12 protein-coding genes are annotated in these 16,630 nt (G+C 41.8%); 4 read left to right on the top strand and 8 right to left on the bottom strand.

From position 1 onward, the window contains the following. Positions 1 to 4: 4 nt before the first annotated feature. Positions 5 to 1,528, bottom strand: a complete 1,524-nt coding sequence (locus tag DS2_RS15735) for an alpha-amylase family glycosyl hydrolase (RefSeq protein ID WP_035015808.1) — start codon at positions 1,526 to 1,528, stop codon at positions 5 to 7. A 10-nt stretch (positions 1,529 to 1,538) separates the two neighbouring features. After that, positions 1,539 to 1,940 carry a helix-turn-helix domain-containing protein gene (locus tag DS2_RS15730; protein WP_035015807.1) on the bottom strand — a complete coding sequence of 134 codons (402 nt, stop codon included), beginning with the start codon at positions 1,938 to 1,940 and terminating at the stop codon, positions 1,539 to 1,541. 181 nt (positions 1,941 to 2,121) lie between these two features. Between DS2_RS15730 and DS2_RS15725 the strand changes: the two genes are divergently transcribed. The 4 genes from DS2_RS15725 (at position 2,122) to DS2_RS15710 (ending at position 10,080) form a co-directional block, all read left to right on the top strand. Continuing rightward, entirely contained in the window at positions 2,122 to 3,021 is a 900-nt protein-coding gene (locus tag DS2_RS15725) for an aldo/keto reductase (RefSeq protein WP_035015806.1), read from the top strand. Positions 3,022 to 3,143: 122 nt separating this feature from the next. Beyond that, positions 3,144 to 4,064 carry a DUF2279 domain-containing protein gene (locus DS2_RS15720; RefSeq protein ID WP_160168579.1) on the top strand — a complete coding sequence of 307 codons (921 nt, stop codon included), beginning with the start codon at positions 3,144 to 3,146 and terminating at the stop codon, positions 4,062 to 4,064. 42 nt (positions 4,065 to 4,106) lie between these two features. Further along, positions 4,107 to 5,642, top strand: coding sequence for a carbon-nitrogen hydrolase family protein (locus DS2_RS15715; protein WP_035015804.1), 1,536 nt, complete (start codon positions 4,107 to 4,109; stop codon positions 5,640 to 5,642). A 250-nt stretch (positions 5,643 to 5,892) separates the two neighbouring features. Beyond that, positions 5,893 to 10,080 (top strand): Ig-like domain-containing protein, encoded by a 4,188-nt coding sequence (locus DS2_RS15710; RefSeq protein ID WP_035015803.1) that lies wholly within the window; start codon positions 5,893 to 5,895, stop codon positions 10,078 to 10,080. A 61-nt stretch (positions 10,081 to 10,141) separates the two neighbouring features. Here the strand turns inward: DS2_RS15710 and DS2_RS15705 are convergent, their stop codons facing one another. The 6 genes from DS2_RS15705 to DS2_RS15680 form a co-directional block, all read right to left on the bottom strand. Further along, a complete protein-coding gene (locus tag DS2_RS15705) occupies positions 10,142 to 10,531 on the bottom strand; it encodes an MAPEG family protein (RefSeq protein ID WP_326979556.1) in 390 nt (129 codons plus the stop codon). A 181-nt stretch (positions 10,532 to 10,712) separates the two neighbouring features. After that, a complete protein-coding gene (locus DS2_RS15700) occupies positions 10,713 to 11,270 on the bottom strand; it encodes an outer membrane beta-barrel protein (RefSeq protein ID WP_035015801.1) in 558 nt (185 codons plus the stop codon). A gap of 157 nt (positions 11,271 to 11,427) precedes the next feature. After that, positions 11,428 to 13,476, bottom strand: a complete 2,049-nt coding sequence (locus DS2_RS15695; RefSeq protein WP_035015800.1) for a DNA topoisomerase III — start codon at positions 13,474 to 13,476, stop codon at positions 11,428 to 11,430. A 140-nt stretch (positions 13,477 to 13,616) separates the two neighbouring features. Beyond that, on the bottom strand, positions 13,617 to 13,892 hold the full coding sequence (locus tag DS2_RS15690) for an oxidative damage protection protein (RefSeq protein WP_035015799.1): 276 nt from the start codon (positions 13,890 to 13,892) through the stop codon (positions 13,617 to 13,619). Between the two features lie 197 nt (positions 13,893 to 14,089). Further along, the gene (locus tag DS2_RS15685; RefSeq protein ID WP_035015798.1) at positions 14,090 to 14,644 is read right to left on the bottom strand and encodes a YbhB/YbcL family Raf kinase inhibitor-like protein; all 555 of its coding nucleotides are present in this window, start codon (positions 14,642 to 14,644) and stop codon (positions 14,090 to 14,092) included. A gap of 84 nt (positions 14,645 to 14,728) precedes the next feature. Beyond that, positions 14,729 to 16,066 (bottom strand): GntP family permease, encoded by a 1,338-nt coding sequence (locus tag DS2_RS15680; protein WP_035015797.1) that lies wholly within the window; start codon positions 16,064 to 16,066, stop codon positions 14,729 to 14,731. Positions 16,067 to 16,630 lie beyond the last annotated feature (564 nt).

Here is a 16,630-nt window from a genome sequence, read left to right as displayed (position 1 = left end):
TAGGCTATTTCACGCGCTTGTAGGTTGTATAGCCATGTGCTGCACTGGTATCCGCTTTTAACAGCGCAGCGCTGTGCGCAGGCAGGGCTAGTTTAATTACACCCGCTTTGATATAAATACTTTCACTAATATTACCAAGCAAGTCGTACATGCCGCCCATATTCATTAGCTTTGAGTTGCTTAACATTAGATATTCTTCAACTGGATGTGGGTTGGGATTAACCACAACAAAAACACTATCGGCAACTTGGTCTGTGTACCTTTCGTAGGCGACTAATTGTTGGGTTATGATTGTGCGAAACTCCCCAACTTTGAGTGCTGGATTGTTTTTACGAATTTTGAGTAGGTGTTTGTGCCAATCTAAAATTGCATTATTGTTGAGCAAATCCCAGCGCATTGGCGCACGCATTTCTGGATCGTCTCCGCCTGTCATGCCTAGCTCTGAGCCGTAATAAATGGTAGGTGAGCCAGGAAAGGTAAAATGCAAAATTTGCGCGAGCCGTTGTGACTTTTGCTCGGGCAGCATATTCGGTAGCCTGGCGGTATCATGATTGTCTAATACCAGCCATGACTTGAGCAAATTGTCGATACCAGCATCGCTGACCATTTGTGCTAGCATTTGGTTGGCAGTCGCGGGTGCGATTGTGCCTTCACAGACATGCCAGAATATTTCTCTAGCAGTAAAGTTCATTACTCCATCTACGCTTGGAAACCATTGCTGCGGATAACACCATATTTCGCCGACAATCAGCGCATCAGCTTTGACCGATTGAGCTGCGGCTTTTAATTCGGCTAAATAGTCAAAACCAATATCGTGTGCGACGTCCAAACGCCAGCCATCTATACCTTGGGCTAAGTAAGACTGCACGACTGAATCTTCATCTAACCAAATATGTTGGCGCACTTGGATATTTTCTAAGTTGAGCTCAGGTAAGTTAACTGCGTTGCTCCATGACCTGTGGCCAGCTGGATAATCAGGATTAAAATCGAACCAGTCTCTATACTGACTATGTTTATCTGCAGCCGCTTGTTTAAAAATTGGTGCATTTTGCCCCATATGGTTAAACACGCCGTCTAACACAATTTTCATGCCTTTGGCATGGGTCGCATCTGTCAGGCTTTTTACTGCTTGCCTGTCGCCAAATTCAGGCGAAACTTGATGGAAGTCTAAGCTATCGTATTTGTGGTTGGTGTATGCATGGTGGATCGGGTTTAAATACAAGATATCCATGCCTAGCTCAGCAATATAATCTAGTTTGTTTTGTAAACTTGTTAGGTCGCCACCCCAAAATTCTATTTCGTGACTCCACAAACCATGCTCTGCTAAATATTCGCCATGTTTGGGTGTTTCGTGCCACTGTTTTAGCTTTTTCGGTGCAGGGTACAATGTTTGTTTGGCGGCCAAATTTTCTGCTGGCGCGAATCGGTCAACTAAAACTTGATACACCAAAGCGCCACAACGCCAATCGGATAATCTATTTTCAATTACTTTAGCCAATTGTTGTTCAGAGTGTTTGGTGTTTGGCATGTCTTTTTCCTTATTGCTTGCTGGCGGCTACTTGTAAAAATCGTTCGGCTCCAGCTTGGTCTAAATAACCGTCTGGCTTTTTGTGTGTTCTAAGATATTGATACGCAGATATCATTTTAGTCAGTTCATTGAGCTGCGTTTGCTCGAGTGACTGGCGATAGACTATTTTGTGTGCCAATTTTGCCGCTTGAGCATCAACAACTTCTGCATGCCGATACAAATAGCCACAGCCTGTTGCTAAATATTCAAGTGAGCAATTAGCGCGTTCTGCTATTTGGTTCGCTTTAGCTAAGCTCGGTTCGCTGCCATTTAAATACTTTCTAATCAGCGCTTCGTTTAAGCCAACTCGGCGAGCAAAACCACTGACGCTTTCTTCTCCAATCAGACTTTTTAACCTGTCTGCAAAGCTCATTAGACTGATCTCCCATATACTAAAGTAGTGGATATTTTACCATGTGCTTGTTAGTTGTTTACTGGCTAATTTTTAACTTGCGAACTATAGTTCGAAAACAACTCGAACTATAGTTGTTGATTGGGTAAAGCGCCATTAGCATAGGCGTCGAATTTAGTAACTCGCAATTAGAGGCAATAACATGCAGCGCATTCAACTAGCCGATGGCTTATCTTTTTCTCAATTTATTCAAGGATATTGGCGCTTGTTGGACTGGGATTTAACGCCTGTTCAAATGGTCAATTTTGCTAAACAACATATTGAATTGGGAATAACCACTGTTGATCACGCCGACATTTATGGCGACTATGAATGTGAAGTGGCGTTTGGCCAAGCCCTCAAGTTGGCGCCAGATTTGCGCAGTCAAATTGAGTTGGTTACTAAGTGTGATATTAAGTTGGTTTCACAAAAACACCCATCTCGCCAGATTGGCCACTATGATACATCTGCCGCGCATATTCTGGCTTCAGTCGATGCTTCGCTGCAAAATTTACAAACCGATTATATTGATGTGTTGTTATTGCATCGACCAGATCCACTGATGAGCGCTGATGAAGTTGCAGATACCTTTGCTGAGCTTAAACAAGCAGGCAAGGTGCGTCACTTTGGTGTGTCAAACTTTACCCCAATGCAATTCGATTTATTGCAGTCACGCTTAACCGATAAATTAGTTACGAATCAAGTTGAATTTAACCCAATGAATATGCAATGCAGTGCTGATGGTACTTTTGAGCACTTACAAATGCATAAGGTTGCTCCTATGATTTGGTCTTGTTTAGCAGGTGGACGCATTTTTGGTGAAGATAGCCCACAAGCAAACCGGGTTCGTGCTGTGTTAACCGAAATCGGCGAAGAAGTTGGCGCAACTATGGATCAGGTGATCTATGCTTGGGTGCTTAAAATGCCATGCAATCCTTTACCTATTATTGGCTCTGGCAATATTAAACGCATTAAAATGGCTGTCGATGCTAGTTCAATTCAACTGACCAATGAGCAATGGTTTAGAGTATGGGTGGCGTCAAATGGACATAATGTTCCTTAAACTAAACGCTAAATAATTGTTATTAAAAGTACAATTTATTGATTTTACTATCCCACTCGTAGAAAATTGCGCGCTTATTTAGCCAGCCCGTAATGGGGCAATTGATTAGGGTGGGATACCTATTGTTCAGTTACATTCGTTGTTTAGCAACTTCTCTATTATTCATTTCAAGTATTTCGGCAGGTGCAGCGCAGCACACAGCGTTAAAGGCTTCTGAAAAACAGCCAATCAGTATTGCACCTGACTATCAAAGTTTTTGGCATGCCAGCGAAGTAAACTGGCTAGAACTAGGGCTGGTATTTAGCGGTATTACTTATTTAGGTGTGAAAGAGTGGGATTGGGGCAGCGCCAGCTTTAAATTTAATAATGAAGGCTGGTTTGGTATGGATTCAGGCAGTGGTGGTGCGGATAAATTGGGTCATCTGTATTCTAGTTATGTGATGACTGAATATTTGGCGCACAACATGATAGACAAAGGTTACAGTGCTGAATCTTCTGCTTTGTATAGCGCTTATGCTGCATCTGCTTTAATGTTATATGTTGAAGTTTTTGACGGTTACTCGGCTGATCATGGTTTTAGTTATGAAGATTTAATTGCAAATACCATGGGAGTTGGGGTGTCGTACTTAAAAACAGTTTACCCTGATACTTGGGGCGATACACTTGATCTAAGAATTGAATATAAGCCATCAAAAGGCATGAAAGGCTTTCATCCAGTGACAGATTATTCTGGGATGAAGTACATGGCGGTGGCTAAACTCAACGGTATTGATGTGCTAAAAAATACCCCGCTTAAGTACTTTGAATTGCAACTGGGTTATTTTACCCGTGGTTTTAATAAAGATGATCGACCTTATACAGATTTTCGTAGCACTGAAACCTTTGTTGGTATTAGTATAAACCTCGATGAATTATTGTTTAATCCGTATCGGCAACAGCTAGGCAAAGTTGGCCAGTATTTAAGAACCGCTACGCACTATTTACAGGTGCCTGGGATCAGTTTGCGTTCTGATATGCATCAGCGACGTCAACCTGCACGTTAGAGCCATAAAAGTGTCAACTCGTTTGAATGGGGAGTATGGTGTATGAGCAACAAAGATTTGCATTTGAGTTTGGCGAATTTACAAGCGTCAGATTATCCACAAATAAAAAAGTTAATGGATCGCGTTTATTCAGACATTGGCGGCGCTTGGCCAAAAGAAACCATTAATCAGTTGATTAAAGATTTCCCTGAAGGGCAAATCGGTTTGATGGATGACGAAAAGTTAGTCGGTATCGCGTTGTCTGTACAAGTTGATTACGATAGATTCTCTAACCCGCATACATACGATGACTTAATTGGCCCACAGAGCCAAATTTTAAATAATCCCGACGGTGATGCGATTTATGGTTTGGATATGTTGATTCACCCAGACTACCGTGGTTACCGTTTAGGCCGTCGTTTATACGATGCACGTAAAGAGCTTTGTCGCCAATACAACTTTAAAGCGATTTTAGCGGGTGGACGAATCACCGAATACCATAAATACAGTGATGAGTTATCACCAACTCAATATATAAAGCGTGTTAGCCGCAAAGAAATTTACGACCCGATTTTAACCTTTCAATTGTCAAATGACTTTCAAGTTAAGCGCTTATTAAAGCAATATTTACCGGAAGATGAAAAGTCGGCTGGTTATGCAACGCTATTGGAATGGAGCAACATACTATTTGAACCTGATGCTTTGGTGGTGGATACCACCAAAACGCAAGTTCGGCTTGGTGTGGTGCAATGGCAAATGCGTGAAGTCGAAAATGTTGAAGAGCTGCTGCAGCAGGTTGAGTATTTTGTTGATGCCCTGTCTGAGTACGAAAGTGATTTTGCCCTGTTCCCTGAATTTTTTAATGCGCCGTTAATGGGTCTGTCGCCAGATAAAAGCCGGACTGAAGCGATCCGCTTTTTAGCTGGATTTACTGAGGAATTTAAAACGCAGATGTCGCGCATGGCAGTGTCGTATAACATTAACATTATTACAGGTTCTATGCCGCTGGTTGAAAATAACCGACTGTTTAACGTCAGTTATATGTGTCACCGCGACGGTACGGTAGAGGAGCAGCGGAAACTGCATATAACCCCACATGAAAAATGGGATTGGGTAATTGAAGGGGGCAATCAGCTTAAAGTATTTGATACTGACGCTGGCCGGGTTGGCATTTTGATTTGTTACGATGTTGAATTCCCTGAGCTACCAAGGCTATTAGCTGAACAAGGTATGGATATTTTATTTGTACCCTTTTGGGTTGATACCAAAAATGCCTATCTACGTGTACGCCATTGTGCGCAAGCTCGAGCAATTGAAAACGAATGTTATGTGGCTATTGCAGGCAGTGTCGGTAATTTACCTTCGGTGGATAGCTTAGATGTGCAATACGCGCAGTCAGCCGTGTTTACCCCGTCTGACTTTTCGTTTCCACATGATGCAGTGTTGTCTGAAACGACACCAAATACCGAGATGTTGATGTTTGCCGACTTAGATCTTGCTGCGTTAAAGGTGTTGCATGCCGAAGGTGCGGTTACAAATCTAAAAGATCGCCGCAAAGATTTATATACAGTTGAGTGGAAAGCCAGTAAAAGTGAATAGTTTGATTTGTGTTGTTGAGTATTAATTTTAAGAGTTTTGTTGAAATATTGTAACCTGTGGGTTACATTGTCATTGCCACAAAGTCATATGTTTATATAGTACACACAACTTGCTGGGGAGCGACTGCAAGGTTGCAAGTTTCTCTCCTTGGCACAAGTTAATTATTTCAACTGCTGGGGCCTGTTGTTTTTCGCGGGCCTGAGGATATTGCAGTTGAAGACGACACACAGCAAACATAAGGCTCCACACAATGAGAAAATTACTACTAGCGTCAGCGATGACACTGGTGTCTGGTATTGCTCATGCTTTACCAGAACGACCAGTGATAGATCGTGATGTACATATGCAAGAAACTGTGCAAGGTCAACCTCAGTATATTGCACCGACAATCCCACCTTTACAAACCAGTGCTGATGGTCGAATTGGTGTGGCACACAGACCACAAAACCTTCGGACTGATGCGCGCGTAGCATTTAGGCTATTAGTGCCTGAAAAACTAAACACTCCATTTATGAATTCAGCAGCTGGGACCGAGATCTTGGCATTTCCAAACCAAGATGCGCCAAATCAAGCGACTATCCCAACAGGGCAAATTTTGGGCAGTGGCGGTCAAGCGCATGCTGGTTTGTGTGATGCTACTTTAGCACCCGATAACCCAGGACGTAATAATCCTTACGCTTGTAATGTAAATGGGGTAGAGCAAAACAATGGTGTATTTGATTGTTACGACTTAACTTTAATTCGTGGTAGCGGCAATAACGGCGGAGCTTCGCGAACTATATATGGGATAGATGTTCGGGTTCGTGTACAAAACCCAAAAACGGTTAATGCACAAATTGCTGATGTCACTGTGACTAACCAAACTACTGGTCCAACTATACCCGGTTTAGCATCCTTTTTTGAGCCGACCATTACCAGCGATGGACGTATGATGGTGATGCGGGTTGGCAACAACAGTAATTACACTTGGTATGATAATAACGGTAATCAGCGCAATAATGGTCACTCGGATATTACTTATATAGTGCCGGAAAATATCGATAATCCTGCTTATGGTCCTTGTGATGTAAGACAATGGCAAGCGAGTGATATTCGACCAATGGCACACGCTCCGTATGATGACACCATTAATACCCGTTATGGTTTAGCCATGCAGCCTTTCCGCGATTCTGAAGGTGATTTGATTGGTGAAAACTACGAATTTGGTAGTTACCCGTGGATGGACAAAGACGGTGCCAATATAGCTTTTACTGGATATTTTGATTCCATCAATAATTTTACCAACAGAACTGGCATCCAACCTAGTTGCGTTGCAGGCGAACCATGCGGTAACAACTATGAAGAGGGCTCTAATTTTCAAGGCCGTTCTATGATGGGCTTATGGACACGCGGTAAAATGGTCGTGTTAGATAATCAACTAAACCATACTGACTTTATGTTGACTCAGCAGCGAAATTTTAACTTATACGATGACGGTACTCCAAAACGAGTTGGCATGGGGCGTCAGCGTGAATACAGTGATATGCCTGCGAGTAATTCTGCCAATACTAACTTTTTTGATACCAACGAACATAGGTTTAACTACCATTTTAATATGCGTCCAGTATCACCTGCAGATGTGACTTGGTTAATGAGTACGGGCCGAAGTACTGATGAAGTGCGTTTTGATGATTACCTTAACCCAAATAGCTTTATTAACGCGAATATGACGTATGCTGTGAATGTCGCTGATAACAATGCGCGTGGTGAATATCACAACCATGTGCAAAATGCTGCAACAGGTGGCCGACCTAATTTAAATGGGGTTGTGCCGAATTCGGAATGGTTAATCCCAGACAGAGGTCGTTTATTATCAAACGTAAATAACTCAGATGCTCGAGTTGAACCCATCAGTAATGGTGGTATTCATGGTAAAGGTTTATGGTTAGACGGCCAAAATGATGGCATAGAATTTACGATTCCAGCGCAAAACAGAAATGTATTGGCGTCAAGTTGGTACTATAGTATTTTTGTTGACCCGCGCAGCGTTGCTGGCACCAGAAACTTAATTTCATTTCCGGATGGTAGTGAAATCCGCTTGCGCGGCAATGATCAAATTGTCTTCTTCAATGCCACTGGTGGGCAAATTCATGTTGTAAACTCACCTATTGATATATCGGCAAATGCTTGGTCGCATATTGCTTTTCAATTAACCAATGCCAACTCGACCATTCAAACCTATGTAAATGGTATGGTGGTTGATACTTACAATACAGCGAATAATTTAGCTTTGTTCCAGCTTACCCCTGGTAATTTATTGGTCGGCCAAGGTGATGCAAATGGGTTTAGAGGCTGGATTGATGACTTTAAAATTTTCGCTGAAGAAGTGAATGCCGAGGTGGCTTGTAATCATGCGAACGGTACCTTAGTAGGCGTTTTAGGCAATGCGGCTAATGTTTGGCAAAATATGGCGAATAGCTACCCTGCGAGTACACATAATCAAATTACCAATGTGTTAGATGCGAATAATGAGCCGTCATTCAACCAATATGTTTGTTATCACGATTACACAACTGATTATGCCGCGCATTTAGGCAATATCCCGAATGGTTTGGTGAGTGTGCGTGAAAGCATTAACTTCCCTGAAGGTCCATTGTTAAGAAATCAGCCAAGACCTGACTCATCACAAAATGCGTTTTGTTTAAGCTGCCATACAGAACCTGCTAATGAACGTCCAACACTGAGTGTTGCAGCATTAACATTTAATGCTAATGTTAACGCACCGGACGATCCTCGCCGCCAACCTATGCAACCTGATCCATTAGTTTTTGGGAATATTCCTGCTAATTGGTTGGGTCAAGGTTTACCTGCTCAAGCTTTTGTTGCTCCTGCAAACGGTTTTAATATCGACACCTTATTGTTAGCTGATGGTCAATTAGATGACAACAACGGCGGAAACAACGGTGGAAACGACGGCGGAAACGACGGCGGAAACAATGGCGGAAACAGCGGTGAGCTACCACAACCTGGTGAAAATGGTTGGACAACCAATGGCAATACCAATGTTATCAACGATAATGGCAATAGTAATGTTGCTCATATTGATGGTGCAGGCAGCTTTAACTACAACATTGCACTGGCGGGTAATACCGAATATACCTTGACGGTTATGGCACGTGTTGCAAACAATGGTCAGAGTTTTTGGTTGGGGGTAACAGATCTGGTTACAGCAACTACACTGGCGAATACCTCAATTACCAATACTAACTACCAGTTGCAAACTTTAACATTTACCACAGCTGATTATGCTGGAGACAGAAACCACAACATCTTTATTTGGAACAATGCAGGTGGTGACTACTACGCATATGATTTTGACTTAGTTGAACAGTCGTCTGGCCCAGTTGCGCCTATTAACTTAATAAACAATTCTGGTTTTGATGATGGTGAAACAAACTGGACGTTAAATGGTGCTGCAAGTGTGCAAAATGACAATAGCAATAATGTTGCTTTTGTCGATGGTGCAGGTAGTTTTAACTACAATATTTCATTAGCAGCCAATACACAGTACACCCTAACCGTGCGAGCCCGTGTTGGTAGCCAAGGTGAAGACTTTTATATTGGGGTTACAGATATTTCTAATGCCGCTGCACCAAACAACTTAGTCAGCACGAGTGTCGACAATACGGGTTACCAAACTCATACGTTAACATTTACCACAGCTGGCAGTGAGCGTGTGCATAACATCTTTATTTGGAACAATGGCGGCGGTGAATATTACGCGGATGACTTTGTTTTAACTGAAGGTCAGCAGGCAAATTTACCCACATCAATTGAGCTGGTTTTACCACAAACCGAATTGCCTATTGGTGATTCAATGCAAACGGTAGTGACTATCAACCCTAATAATGTTGATGACGACACGGTAACTTATGCTTCAAGCAACACCAATATTGCAACCATTGATGCCAATGGTCAAATTACCGCAATTTCTGAGGGGACTGCGACCATAACTGCTACGACAGTTAATGGATTGTCGGATTCGGCTGTCGTGAATGTTGTAACCAATAACTTAATTGCCAACCCTGATTTTAACAATGGGGCAACAGGTTGGACGTTGAATGGTGCTGCAAGTGTGCAAAGTGACAATGGTAATAATGTCGCTTTTGTCGATGGGGCAGGCAGCTTTAACTACAATATTACTCTAGCCGCCAACACTCAGTACACTTTAACCGTGCGAGCACGTGTTGCTAATAATGGTCAAAGTTTTTGGTTAGGGGTAACTGATTTGTCGACAGGTACGACGTTAGACAATGAGTTAGTCACTAACGCTGGAGGCTATCAGCTGCATACACTCATCTTTACTACTGGCAACTCTGAACGCACACATAATATATTTATATGGAACAACCAAGGTGGTGATTATTTCGCAGATGATTTTGTATTAACTGCAAACTAATTGCTTTTATGTATAACCGCTTCATCATTCATGTCTGGTGAGGCGGTTATGTTCATTGACCCTAAGAAGCGTTGACTAAAACTAATACCCACATCACCAACATTGATATTACGCAGCCCCAAAACATCAACATGCGATGCAGGACATTGTTATAAGTCAAATGCACTAATGCTTGCAGACACCTAAATGCAACAAATAGCCAGGCACAAATAACCGCTGTTTGGCTGTGGATATTTAGGCTAAGAAAAAGGCTTGCGGCAACATAAAATAACACAGGTATTTCAAACATATTGCTAAAACATCTAGATGTGCGATTAACAATATCTGGTACCTCTTGCCCTTGCATGGCCCGATAATACTTTATTTTTACTCGACCACTGCGCACGCTATTTACACGAACCACCAGGGTAATTACACCAATTATAAAAGTGAGGATTACCATAGAAAACATAGGGTAAAGCATGGGGATTGTCCTTAAGAAATATTCACCGATTTCAGTATAGCTCTAAATCACCCATACAACTTCTGCTGGCTCTTAGCTTTTTTCGGTAGCTTTACTTTATTTTTATTGGCTGATTTTGTAGCTGAGGCCGACAGAGAGCGGAGAGGTAAATCTCCGCTGTGACTTGTCACTAAAAGTACTTAGTTAAACCTATCGAGAAACCGTTGACTTTTGAATTGTCTTTGGTTCTATCGCTATATATAGTGTACTCAGCTGTGAAAGAGAATCCATCTAGCTTAATGTCCGCGCCAAAGCCATATGACAAACCTGTTTCTGAGTTTGAGGATGCACCATACATACTTGCATATTTGATGTCGGTTCTCGCAATACCTATAACCGTGTATGGGTAAATGTTACTGTCGTTAGCTACTCCCGCTCGAAGATATACGCCGTAAAGCTTTTTGAGATCAACATCCATAGTAAAGTCGCTAGTAGGATCTTCATAGCGGCCAATCAAAGAAGGACTTGAATCACCTTCAATTCCACCAGCATATCTGATTTCCGTCGAAAACGAATCATTAAACTGAAAACCCATTTTGGCCGAAAATGCGAGTAAATCTAGGTCATTAAAGTCAGACTTGCTGTGAGTTAAGGACGCTATAGAGCCTCCAATATACAAGTCGTTTGCTGATAATACGCTACTAAAAAGAGAAAGGCTTGTTAAAGCTGATAAGGTTAGTAATTTCATTGTCTATCCTAAATAATGAGGGGCTATAGGTTTGCCCATTCCGTTGATTAAAAATTAACTTGTTATATTGTGTGTCAGTTCAGCTGGATAATATCGTAATTTATTGTTTCTATGAACTTTTTCAGGTTAGGGTTTTGTAGAATACGTCACAAATTCACTATTGATACAACTTCTGCTGGTTCTTAGCTTTTTTCGGTAGCTTTACTTTATTTTTGTTGGCTGATTTTGTGCTTGAGCGATTGCGATTGCGGCTGCGGCTGTTACTCGTAGCTCGGCCATTTTTGCCTTTGCTACTATTATAAAAACGCTTTTTCTGCTCGCTTTGAGTTAACTTAAATTCAGTTAAATTTTGGCATTGTTCAACTAAAGCAACTAACTGGCGTTGTAATGGACTGATAAAGTTTTGATAGCTGTTTTCGCCTTGATAAATTTGCTCAAGGGTTGCTTCCCATTGTGCCGTCATATCTGGCAGGGTCAGTTGCTCTGGTAATTGTTTGATTAAATCTCGACCTGTTTGGCTAGCGCGTATTTGTTTGCCTTGGCGCTGAATAAATCCGCGTTTTTGTAGCACTTCTATCATGCTTGCACGGGTGGCTTCTGTACCTAAGCCGTCGGTTTCTTTAAGAATTTTTTTAATTTCAGCATCTTTAACAAAACGGCTAATGCCTGTCATGGCGGCTAATAAAGTTGCATCGGTAAAGTGCTCGGGTGGCGAGGTCATTTTTTCAACCAATTCACCTTGTTGGCAAAAACAGATTTCGCCTTGTTTTAGCTCAGGCAAAGTTTGTTCTTCTTTATCTAAGTGATTGGCATCAGCTGTAATGCTTTGGCTTTTGTTCTTTGTCTGTTTTTTTTGTGGTAATAGCGCTTTCCAACCTAATTGAGTTGGTGTATTCGCTTTGGCAACAAAAACACCACCTGCAATATCCAGCTCGATTTTTTGTTGTTTGTATTCGTAGGCAGGATAAAACTGCATTAAATATTGGCGACTGATTAGTTGATAGACAGCTTTTTCTTGTGCTGTTAACTGTACTGATGTTTTTTTGCTGGTGGGAATAATCGCGTGATGTGCTGTAACTTTTTTATCATTCCAACAGGCGCTTTTTTGTTTGAGGTTGGCATTGTTCACCGCGTTTTGCATATCCGGTAAATTGTTAGCGATCGCTTGTGTAACCGATGATGCCTGATTAAATTGCTCTTTAGGTAAATAACGACAGTCTGATCTTGGGTAGGTGATTAGTTTGTGTTTCTCGTATAAACTTTGGCAAATGTCCAAAGTTTGTTGCGCGGTTAGCGACAGCGCTTTGGCTGCATCTATTTGCAAAGCGGATAAATTATAAGTCAGCGGTGCATTTTGTTTTTTATTTTGTGCTGAGGTTTTAGTTACTGTTGCGTTTTGTTGCTGAATGCGCCCAACCACATGCTCTGCGAGCTTTTTATTGATGACTCGACCTTCGCTGTCCTGGTGTGGCGCGCAGGCCTCACTCGGTTGCCACCAGGCAATAAACGGCTGCTCAGTTGGGCTTAATAAATGTGCTTTTACTTGGTAAAACGGGTGTGGCACAAAAGCGTCAATTTCTTCATCGCGCCGTGCAATTAAACCTAACAAAGGCGTTTGCACACGGCCGATAGAAACGACACCTGAATATGCCGCTTGTTTTGCTTTTATCGTAAATGCTCGGCTTAAATTAATTCCGTACAACCAATCAGCGCGGCTACGTGCTAATGCTGAAGTTGATAAGTTTTTAAAGTTTTGATTATTCTGTAATTTGTTTAACGCTTGTTTCACCGCGCTTGGATTTAAATCGCTAATTAATAAACGAGATACACCTTTTTTTGTATTGTATTGGCAATGGTGAATAACTTCATCGACCAGCAGTTGACCTTCTCTATCTGGATCGCCTGCATGAACAATATGCGCTGCTTGTTTGATTAGTTTTTTAACCGCAGTCAGTTGTTTGCTGGTTTGCTTTTTACTTTTTAACTGCCATTTTTCTGGGCAAATGGGTAAGTCTTGCATGCGCCAAGATTTATAACGTGCATCGTAATCTTCTGGCTGAGCGTTTTCGAGTAAATGGCCGATACACCAAGTTATACAATCGCCATTAGCGAGTTCAATATAACCTTGTTGATTCTTTTGTGGTTTAGGCAAAACGCTGGCAATAGCACGCGCCAGCGATGGTTTTTCGGCAATATACAGCTGCATTTTTCAAAACTACAATGATTAGGTGTGTATAAGTATAACTGTATATATAAACAGGTCAAATTTATCCCGTTGGGCAAACGGACCTGTAGATGCAGGTATGCTAGCATCACTAGATTGTGATGCTAGCTTGTATGAGTGGATTATTTCTTCTCAGGCGGAGTATAACCTTCAATTTCTACGTCTTGGCCTTCAAATAAAAAACCAATCATGGCACCTTCAAGTAATTTGCGGTCTTCTGGGTTCATCATATTGAGCTTTTTCTCGTTAATTAACATAACTTGTTTTTTTTGCCACAACGCCCAAGCTTCTTTGGAGATATTGTCAAAGATGCGTTTGCCAATATCACCTGGGTATAGTTGAAAGTCTAGACCTTCTGCTTCTTTGTTTAAGTACTGACAAAAAACGGTGCGAGCCATAATAAACCTATAATTTAAAACTAGAATTGGCGCTATTGTATACCCAAGCTACTAGCAGATGCTAGAGCGTGTTTATCTTTGTGTTATTTTTGAGCAATAGGCTATTTAAACTATAAACCAAGCTAAAAATTGTACTTGGAAGCTCAACAGGTCCTGGGCTTCCAGCAAAGTAAGTTGGGTATTAATGGTTAGTTAGCTTAATCGCGCTTATATAAAGCTTCGATAGTGGCTGTGTCGATTGCATTGGCGTTGATCATATAACCTGTTAATGCACCAGAGGAATTTTGTGGTAGCTCGAGCTTTTCAACTGACAATGCATGCACGGTGAATTTGTATTTATGTGCCCCATGTCCAGGCGGCGGACAAGCTCCGCCAAATGCAGCAACACCATAATCGTTTTCGATTTGTTGACTGGCTTTTGGCTTAAACTTGCCTGATTTATCGCCGGCCCCCGCTTTTAATTCAGTCACTGACGCTGGAATATTGATAATTTGCCAGTGCCACCAACCACTGCCAGTTGGCGCGTCTGCGTCATGCACTGTTACTGCAAAACTTTTAGTGCCTGCAGGTGCGCCAGTCCATTTTAGTTGTGGCGATTTGTCATCACCAGTACAACCAAAGCCGTTAAACTCTTGCGCTTTGGGCATAAAATCGCCATGGTTGATATCTGTGCTAGTTAGCTTAAATTCCCCAGATAAAGCACTAAAGGATAGACCAATTAAAGCGCTTGCTAGGATAGTTTTGTTTAACATTGTGACTGTTCCTTGTATTTACATTAAAGCTTATTCAACATAAAGCAGTTAGCAGCGTCAAGTATTATCCAGAATTCAGCTTATTTATAAAAATGCACTTAGGATTAAACAGGTGATTAAACCAACAACTGCTATTAAAGTGGTTAGGACAGTCCAAGACTTTAATGTGTCCGGTTCACTGATACCCAAATAGCGACTGACTAGCCAGAAGCCCGAATCATTAACATGTGACATTATGGTTGCACCTGATGAAATGGCAATCACCAACAAACCTAAATACGCGGGTGTTAATGTTTGTAATTGTAAAATCGGTGCCATTAAACCTGCAGCTGTGATCATTGCAACAGTAGACGAACCTTGGGCTATGCGTGTAATCGCTGCTATTAAAAAGGCCAATAATACCAGTGGCATTGAACTGTCAGCCATGCTGTTGCCGAGCATTTGGCCTACACCCGAGTCGATTAATATTTGTTTAAATGCGCCGCCTGCACCGGTAATTAAAATAATAATGCCTGCGGGCTCGAGTGCTTTGTTGGCTAGGTTAAGCAATTGACTTTTGTTGAATTGACAGTATTTTGCAGATGCCCACATCGCTATTACTGTTGTTAAGCTTAATGCGACAAATGGGTGACCTATAAACTTGGCTGTGCAGAATAGGCTGGTATCCTTCACAAATAAGAAAGGTGCGAGTGTACCTAACATAATTAATACAAGCGGTAGCAAAACTAAGCTGAGAACAAGATTAAAACTCAGTCGTTGCGTTAGCTGTTTATTGTCTGATTGATGAGCTTCAGGGACCTCAGCGTGGATTCTTTTCGCAATAAAACGTGCGAATAGCGGCCCTGCAATTATCATAGACGGAATACCGGCCACGGCACCAAAAATAATTACCCAACCTAAATTTGCACCGATAATTTCAGCAACTGCAATTGGCCCAGGTGTTGGTGGAATGAATGCATGAGTTACCGCTAAACCAGCAAGTAGTGGTATTGCATAGTATAAAAGTGAGCGCCCACTTTTATTGGTGAGTCCGTACAATAGTGGTGCGAGTATGATAAAGGCGACATCAAAAAATACAGGAATGGCGACTAAAAAGCCGGTGAAACCTAAACTCCATTGAATATTTTTTTCGCCAAATTTGTTCATTAGCACTTTGGCTATTTGCTCAATACCACCGCTGGCTTCGAGTATTTGTCCAAGTATTGCACCTAACCCAACAACCACAGCAACAAATCCAAGTGTACCACCCATGCCATTTTTGATTGAGTTGATAATGTCTTGTGTTTGCATGCCTGTGGTTATACCGAGTAATAGGCAGCTGAGCAGTAGGGCGATAAAAGCGGGCACACGTAGTTTTATCACCATGATCAGCAACGCGACTATTGCTGTTATGGCGGCGGTTATGAGTTGTAAGTCAAACATCTATGTTCCTCGTTATTATTGTTTTTAAATCCAATGAGCACTAGGTGCTATATAAGTCGAAGCTAAATGGAGTATTGCTTACAAAACGCTTCTAGCGCATCCTTGTGTCGCTCACACAAGGCTTCCCTTCCTTATGAAGTTTTGTTCGCAAAACATCCATTCATCTTCTCGGCATTTTTTATAGCTGCAAACTAATGCCCTCCGCAATAAAAATGCTAGCGGATTTGCCCAGCAGCTAGTTTTCAAAACCCAAATACTAGCAAACATCTTTCTACTGAGGACTGGGTTGAGGTTTCTATAAACAGACCGTACAAATCGTGGATGATTTGTCGCGAGCGCCCACGGATGGGTTTACCGCGTGTCTGTGTTAGAAACCTTAACCTAGGCTGATTATGTAGCACTTGGCTTTCAGCGTCTTTTAAAAATTGAACATCGAGTGGGCTCAGTTGCACACATCCACCAGCGCCATTTAACACGTGCTACCATAAGTCGAAGTTAAATGGAGTATTACTCACAAAACGCTTCAAGCTCGCTCCATGAGTCGCTCACACAAGGCTTCCCTTC

Origin of the sequence: Catenovulum agarivorans DS-2 (assembly GCF_000568405.1) — a bacterium.
GTDB lineage: Bacteria > Pseudomonadota > Gammaproteobacteria > Enterobacterales > Alteromonadaceae > Catenovulum > Catenovulum agarivorans_A.
This window is presented reverse-complemented; position numbering and strand designations above follow the sequence as displayed.